The 5388-nt window shown below is 31.1% G+C and carries 5 protein-coding genes; 2 read left to right on the plus strand and 3 right to left on the minus strand.

Annotated elements, in window-relative coordinates; all coding sequences use genetic code 11:
• Positions 1-167 precede the first annotated feature (167 nt).
• Positions 168-809, plus strand: a complete 642-nt coding sequence (locus FPG59_RS13435; RefSeq protein WP_086455103.1) for a superoxide dismutase — start codon at positions 168-170, stop codon at positions 807-809.
• A 341-nt stretch (positions 810-1150) separates the two neighbouring features.
• The gene (locus FPG59_RS13440) at positions 1151-2350 is read left to right on the plus strand and encodes an LETM1-related biofilm-associated protein (RefSeq protein WP_086455100.1); all 1200 of its coding nucleotides are present in this window, start codon (positions 1151-1153) and stop codon (positions 2348-2350) included.
• Positions 2351-2391: 41 nt separating this feature from the next.
• Here FPG59_RS13440 and can read toward each other — a convergent pair whose 3' ends face one another.
• The 3 genes from can to FPG59_RS16685 all read right to left on the minus strand — a co-directional run.
• The gene (can, locus tag FPG59_RS13445; protein WP_086455101.1) at positions 2392-3027 is read right to left on the minus strand and encodes a carbonate dehydratase; all 636 of its coding nucleotides are present in this window, start codon (positions 3025-3027) and stop codon (positions 2392-2394) included.
• A gap of 55 nt (positions 3028-3082) precedes the next feature.
• A complete protein-coding gene (locus FPG59_RS16975; RefSeq protein WP_254906707.1) occupies positions 3083-4909 on the minus strand; it encodes a SulP family inorganic anion transporter in 1827 nt (608 codons plus the stop codon).
• A gap of 75 nt (positions 4910-4984) precedes the next feature.
• A partial coding sequence (locus tag FPG59_RS16685; RefSeq protein WP_176330753.1) for a hypothetical protein occupies positions 4985-5388 on the minus strand: 404 nt, incomplete at its 5' end.

Genomic DNA, 5388 nt, shown 5'->3' on the forward strand with positions numbered 1-5388 from the left:
TGTTTAGGCATGTCAAAACAAAAAAACTAATGGAAAATAATACTAGCAGAAGAAGTTTTTTAAAGCAAACAGCAATACTTTCAACAGGAACCTTGATAGGGAGTACTTTATTACAGGACGCTTTTGCAAATACTACTCAGCCCCTACTCGAAGAACTTGGGATCGATATGTTAACTAATAGCCTTGAAGGAGGACCATTTGTATTGCCAAAATTACCTTATTCTACTGATGCTCTTGAGCCTCATATAGATAAAGCCACAATGGAAATTCATTATGGAAAGCACCATCAAGCCTACGTAACCAACTTAAATAAGGCGATAGGAACTCTTGATAAAAAACTTGTTGAATCTTCAAGCTCACTCGAAACTATATTTGAAAAAATGTCACAGTTTCCAGATTCAATACGTAATAATGCTGGAGGCCATTACAATCACACCTTATTTTGGGAGTTACTATCTCCTGCTGGAGGTGGTTTGCCCAAGGGGAAACTAGCCGAAGCAATCACTAGTAGTTTTGGATCATTTGATGAATTCAAAAAACAGTTTGCTGATGCTTCCATGAAACGTTTTGGTTCAGGTTGGGCATGGTTAGTAGTTAAAGATGATCAACTCGTAATTGGTTCCACTGCTAATCAAGACAATCCATTAATGCGTTTGAAAGGAAAAGGTCTTAAAGGTAAACCAATCATAGCCTTAGATGTTTGGGAACATGCTTATTACCTCAAAAATCAAAACCGAAGAGCTGATTACATTAACTCTTTTTGGAATGTTATTAACTGGGAAAAAGCTGAACAACTTTTTAATTCTTAAAATGAGTTTATCATTTTTTATTAAAACAGGCTTCGATAATCAAAAATCGAAGCCTGTTTTAATTATACGCTTTTACAAAATTCCTGTTTCAACAAAACATGTGCTGCAATCTAAATCAACATGTTTAAAAAAAATAGAATTTACTTCTGAATTTAATCTGTACTAAATACAAAAAACACGAATCCCGTAATTCATAGTAGTGCTGCCTAAAGCTTAGTTGAATGTTTCTCGCATCGTTTTCTTAACAAAAATTAAAGTGTTTGTAATTCTTTTGTTAAACTAATTTTATGATTCAAAAACTTACCTAAAAAAGAATAGCTTTGTACTCTGAAATTAAAACAATGATTAACCCGTCAGCTATAGGTTGGATAGATAAATTTTTTAATGAGCAAGATTTTTCTACAAAATCTAATGCCATTACAACTAATGCTTTTTATGAAAAAGTAAGAGCAACTGGTTTTATTTATGGTCATATCATTGCCTTTAACACTCCTAATCAAATTCAAACCAAAGGCTGGTTTAAGGATGAAATATCAAAGGTAGCATTACTTACACTCCTCTATGATGTTTTTTGTTTGACAAAAGGAGAAAATCAAAGTGATCTTTTCATAAAAGAAACGGTAACTTTTTATAACCAAATGAATCCTCAAGGATTTAATTTGTTTAAAAAAATATTACCCAAAGATTCACTAGCGCTTACACTTGAAAAAATTATTGATGATCGAGTACAAACAAACGAGAGTATCATCAATAAAAATTTTTCACACTTGGTTACCAATGCTTTATTATTCATAGATATTATTGCATTTCAACAATATCTTGTTAAAGGAGAAATTCCAGAAAAGTATTTAAAAAAAATTGAGGAGACTATTGTAAACGTAGTCACATTAGCTTTAAAAATAAAGACTAAAAAATCACAATATGATGATCTTTTAATTAAACTTTTTGAAGCATCAATACGTTACAGTAAGTTTTCAAAAGGAACAACACAAAACTTAGATACACTGCAACTAGATTATTTTACAAATGATCTTGAAAAATATTACTTGATTGATCTAGCTTGTATGGCATTATGGAGCGATGGCGAAATAGAAAATGAAGAAAACTACTTTTTACATTCGCTTGCCACAACGCTTTCCATTGATGATCAATTTGTAGTAAAAAGCTTGCTAAGCACAAACGCATTTATAGCAGAACACAAAAAGGACATTCCGTATTTTAATTACTCTAATCCTGTTAAACATTTTTACGATCAAACTACGCAAAGTGTAGTTACCTTAATAAGCCGAAATAAAAACCGGCTATTAAAAGAACTCTATCAAAGTAAGGAGTTAATGGTTTTGCTTGCTTATTCCACCCGAAGAGATCTTGATGAAAAAGAAAAGAAAAAAGTCAAAAAACAATTGTTAGAAATTTGTAAAACCATCCCGTCTTTGACTATTTTTTTACTACCAGGCGGTAGTTTATTACTGCCTATTTTGATAAAATTCATTCCTACTCTATTACCCAATGCGTTCAATGAAAATCTGGACGAAGAATAAAAAAACCCAAAAAGCAATTTACTCTTTGGGCCTTTAATAATTTAGAATTTTAATTGATATACTTCATCAAGGTCATCTTCTGAGCTTATGTTTACATTTAAATCAGTTACAAAACCAGAGTTTAAACCGTAAACCCATCCGTGTAAGGTTAGATCCTGATTGTTTCTCCATGCGCCCTGAACAATAGATGTTTTTGCTAAATCAAAAACCTGTTCCTTTACATTGAGCTCTACAAATGTATTGAAACGCTCTGTTTCGTCTTGAATACTATCTAAATAGGTATTGTGCAAGCGGTAAACATTTTTAATATGACGAATCCAGTTATCAATAACCCCAATAGACTGATTGCCCATAGCCGCTTTAACACCACCACAACCATAATGTCCGCACACGATTACATGCTTTACTTTAAGAACATTTACAGCATAATCCAAAACACTAAGCATATTCATATCCGTGTGCACCACCATATTTGCAATATTACGGTGTACAAAAACCTCACCTGGCTTTGCTCCTACAATTTCATTTGCAGGAACACGGCTGTCAGAACAACCGATCCACAATAAAGGCGGTGTTTGACCTTTAGCTAAATCTGCAAAAAAATTAGGATCACTCGCAAGTGATGTTTCAACCCATTTTTTATTATTATCTAATATTTTTTTATAAAAATCACTCATTTTATTTAATTTAATGTTTGTTAATTATTTCAATCTCTTTATAACACATTCAACCTTAAAAATCTGTTGTGTCGCCTATTGGCTTTTTAACCATTACCCGTTTAGCTGCGTCATAATAGTGTTCAAAAGTTACATGATTGTTAGAATCATTTGAGTTTTCTAATTCGTAAGCCTCTTTAAATCCTTTCAGTTTTACTTTAATTTTTTTATCCACAGCCTTAATCGTTTTAAATTCGTGTATTAAATCTAAAATATCATGAGCAATATACACCGTATCTTTTGCATCAATAATTACTTTTGAATTTTCTGGAATGTCATTCAACGTCTGTTTAATAGCTGATTTATTTAAAAACGAAACCTCTTGAGCCAAATCTATGTGAATTATATCACCTGATTCATAATTCTCTTTTCTAAAATTATATGCACGTTTTAAATTGCCTTTTAGTACAAAAATGATACTTATTAAAATCCCTAATGCAACCCCTTTGAGCAAGTCAGTAAATATAACTGCGATAGTTGTTGCAAAAAAAGGAAAATACAAATACTGATTCCGTGTAATAGTTTTTCTAAATTCATTATTTTTTTTAAATTCTAATAAACAATAAATTAAAATGACAACAGATACAATTGTAAAAACAATTACTACAATATTAAAATCATGCACAGCATCATAGGCTATTTTAATACAAACGAGTGAAATAATTAATACGTTAACAGCTTTTGGCATATACTTTATAAAATGCTTGATATTAGTAAATGCTAATTTATAACCTACTAATAATAAAACCGCTGCCAGTGTTGCTAATGGGATTTTATTTAATAATGATGGAATTGCTAAAACACTTACTAACAAAAGCACACCGTGAATAATTGCAGACATTTTTGATTTGGCACCCGCACTATTATTTGCAGTGGTTCGCACTACCACAGATGTCATTGGTAATCCGCCTAAAAGTGCACTCAAAATATTACCTATTCCTTGCGCTTTCAATTCTACGTTAGTATTGGTATATCTTTTTAAATCGTCCATTCTATCAGATGCTTCAATGCATAATAAAGTCTCAATTGAAGCAACTACAGCAATTGTAATAGCTACAATCCAAACTTTTGAATTTGAAATGGCAGAAAAATCTGGAGTGACAATGATATTTTTAAATTCAGCTAAAGTTGTAGGAACCGGTAAGCTTACTAAATGTTCCTTAACAATGGCTAAATCACTCCCTGATTGTAAGAAAAACTCATTAACCAAAATACTCACTATTACTACAACTAATGCGGGCGGCACTAACTTAATTTTCTTTAAAAAATCGACTTTATTCCAAAGTATTAAAATTGAAAGTGAAAGTAACGCTATAATGATGGATCCTAGTTGAACATGATTAATCACTTGAAAAATTTCTGAGAAAGAATTTTGCCCATCTATTTGAAAAAAAGATTCGTCTCCTTCAAAATCTGGATCATAACCAAATGCATGGGGAATTTGCTTTAAGATTATAATTACACCTATTCCTGCCAGCATTCCCTCAATAACATTATTTGGGAAATAATTTGAAATTGTTCCAGCTTTAACAAAACCTAATATTAATTGAATAATACCTGCAATTAAAACTGCTAATAGAAACGAATTAAACGAACCCAAATCAGTAATTGCTGTTAAGACAATTGCAGTTAATCCTGCTGCTGGACCAGAAACACTTAAATGTGATTGACTCAAATAACCTACTACTATTCCTCCTACAACACCTGAAATAATACCTGAAAACAAAGGTGCTCCACTAGCCAGAGCAATACCTAAACAAAGTGGCAAAGCCACTAAAAAAACTACAAGACCAGCGGCAAAATCAGACTTGAGGTGAGCAAAAAGATTGACTCTATTTTTCATAAGATAATAATTATATGTACATAAACCTTAATCCATATCAAAAAGATATAGACTATTTTTTTTTTGAAAATAATACTATCCTAAGTTTGGAGGGGGTGCAAAAATAAAAGTAATTACATTGTCATGTTTAGCTGTCTTGTTTGAAAAAAGAAAATTAATTTCTTTAAAATAAACATTAATCAGCTCAATATTTACCAATTCTTGATGAACAAAATTCTTTATTTCTTTTTGAGAGTCTTCTTCCTCTTCGGCAAAATCAAAAAAAACCGTAATGTCAGAACTTTTTTTAATGAGGATAACAATAGTGGGCGCAGCTAAAAAAGCTAGAAATAAAAATAAAAAAAAACGCGCTAACACTTTCATTGATAATATAATAAATTCAGCAAATAGAATTTTTAATTGTTCAAATGATAAAAACACAAAATGATCTATATGCAATAATGGCATAAAGGTAATAAATATTTTATATTGCTTCCATA

The sequence above is a fragment of the Flavobacterium sp. FPG59 genome (genome assembly GCF_002150205.1).
Taxonomy (GTDB): Bacteria; Bacteroidota; Bacteroidia; order Flavobacteriales; family Flavobacteriaceae; genus Flavobacterium.